The organism is Mumia sp., from assembly GCF_028803055.1.
Lineage (GTDB): Bacteria > Actinomycetota > Actinomycetes > Propionibacteriales > Nocardioidaceae > Mumia.
This window is the reverse complement of sequence record NZ_JARBCJ010000308.1, coordinates 1-2,230: the sequence shown is the minus strand read 5'-3', so window position 1 is coordinate 2,230 and position 2,230 is coordinate 1. Positions and strand designations below refer to the sequence as shown.

Annotated in this window: 3 protein-coding genes; 2 read left to right on the top strand and 1 reads right to left on the bottom strand. The window is 70.8% G+C overall.

All coding sequences use genetic code 11. From position 1 onward, the window contains the following. A partial coding sequence (locus PV363_RS17430) for a formate dehydrogenase accessory sulfurtransferase FdhD (protein ID WP_301023038.1) occupies positions 1–674 on the bottom strand: 674 nt, incomplete at its 3' end. A gap of 51 nt (positions 675–725) precedes the next feature. Here PV363_RS17430 and PV363_RS17425 point away from each other — a divergent pair. Beyond that, the gene (locus PV363_RS17425; protein WP_301023037.1) at positions 726–1,940 is read left to right on the top strand and encodes an acyl-CoA dehydrogenase family protein; all 1,215 of its coding nucleotides are present in this window, start codon (positions 726–728) and stop codon (positions 1,938–1,940) included. A 7-nt stretch (positions 1,941–1,947) separates the two neighbouring features. Then, positions 1,948–2,230, top strand: a 283-nt coding sequence (locus PV363_RS17420) for a hypothetical protein (RefSeq protein ID WP_301023036.1), incomplete at its 3' end; no start/stop codon positions are given.

Here is a 2,230-nt window from a genome sequence, read left to right as displayed (position 1 = left end):
CCGCTCCGGCCGCTCGTGCACAGCGCCAGGCCGTCGGATGTGCCGTCGAGGAGATTTCCCTCGAGAAGCGTGTGACCGACCGCCTTGTCGACGGCGTTGTGACGGCCGACGTCCTCGCGGACCACCACCACCGTGCCGTCGGGATGGAACAGCCCCGCAGCGTGAGCCCCGCCCGTACGGTCGAAGTGGCGCTGGTGGGTCCGCAGCAGGTCGGGGAGCGCCGCGAGCGCGGTCGGCTCCCACCGGTGCGGTCGGCGGTGGTCAGGCAGACGCGTGACGAGGTCCGCGACCTCGTCGAGCGAGTCGGTGCCGCACACCCCGCACGCCGACGTCGCTCGCAGCGAGCGCTCCTGCCAGGTACGTGCCGGCGCCCCGCTGAGTGCCACCGTCACCACGTTGAACCGCTGCTCCTCGGTGAGGCGGGCATCGGTGCAGTACGCGATGCCGGCGATGTCGTCGCGCCCACGGACGACGCCCTCGGCCAGGACCAGACCCGCGGCGAGCGCGAAGTCGTGGCCCGGGGTCCGCATCGTCACCCCGAGGCGGCGATCGGGGAGACCCGGTGTCGCGACGCGGATCTCGAGCGGCTCCTCGGTGATGAGCCGGTCCTCGCGAGCACGCGGGGTTCCGTCGACCCATTCGACGACGCGCCGGCGTGCGGTAGGAGCGGTCATGCGCCCCAGCCTATGTCCGTCCGCGTGGGTCCCGGGACTAGCATCGGGGCCATGAGCAACCGTCGTCCGCCCACGCTCGACCCGTACGACCCGCTCGGCATCGACGATCTTCTCCAGCCGGAGGAGATCGCGATCCGCGACACAGTACGCAGCATGCTGGCCAGCGAGGTCGACCCGTACGTCGCCGAGTGGTTCGAGACCGGTGACCTGCCTGCGCGCGACCTGATGCGCGCTTTCGGCAAGGTCGGGCTCCTCGGGATGCACCTTGACGGCTACGGCTGCGCCGGCACGAGTGCGACGGCGTACGGGATCGCCTGCCTCGAGCTGGAGTCCGCCGACTCGGGCATCCGCTCGATGGTCTCCGTCCAGGGGTCGCTCGCGATGTACGCGATCTGGGCGTTCGGCAGCGAGGACCAGAAGCAGACCTGGCTCCCGCGGATGGCCTCGGGTGAGGCTGTCGGCTGCTTCGGGCTCACGGAGCCCGACGCCGGGTCCGACCCTGCGAGCATGCGCACCGTCGCCCGGCAGGACGCCGGCGGCGACTGGATCCTCAACGGCACCAAGATGTGGATCACGAACGGCTCGATCGCCGACGTGGCCGTCGTCTGGGCCCAGACGGAGGAGGCCGGCAGCGGACGCGGCGTGCGCGGGTTCGTCGTCTCGACCGAGACACCCGGCTTCACCGGCACCACGATCAAGCACAAGATGTCGCTGCGGGCGTCGGTCACCGCTGAGCTCGTCCTCGACGACGTCCGGCTCCCCGCCGACGCGGTCCTGCCCGAGGTCACCGGCATGCGCGGCCCGCTGTCGTGCCTGAGCGAAGCCCGGTACGGGATCGTGTGGGGCGCGATGGGCGCGGCGCGCTCGTCGTACGAGGCCGCGCGTTCCTACGCCGGCACGAGGACCCAGTTCGGGGCGCCGATCGCCGGCTTCCAGCTCACGCAGGCCAAGCTCGCCGACATGTCGCTCGAGCTCAACAAGGGCATCCTTCTCGCCCTGCACCTCGGTCGCCGCAAGGACACTGTCGGTCTGCGGCCGGAGCAGGTCAGCTACGGCAAGCTCAACAACGTCCGCGAGGCACTCGAGATCTGCCGCACGTCGCGCACGATCCTGGGCGCCAACGGCATCTCGCTGGAGTACCCGGTCATCCGCCACATGAACAACCTCGAGTCGGTCCTCACCTACGAGGGCACCTCCGAGATGCACACGCTGATCGTCGGTCAGGCTCTCACCGGGCAGGCCGCCTTCCGCCCGTCCCAGAGCTGACCCGCCCGTGGCTCTCTGGTTCGCCTGGTTCGTCGCGCTCGCAGCCGTCGCCGTCGCCGGATACGCAGCGTTCCTCCTGGTCCGCGACCGCCCGGTGGACAACCCGCTCTTCTACGCCGCCGCTGCCCTCGAGGTCCTGGTCGTCGTCCAGACGGTCGCCGGGTGCGTCGCGCTCGCCAACACAGGGCGTGACGTCGAGGGCGTGACGTTCGTCGGATACCTGCTGACGTGTGTCCTCATCCCGCCGGCGGCCGTGATCTGGGGCGTCGCCGAGAAGACCCGCTGGGGCA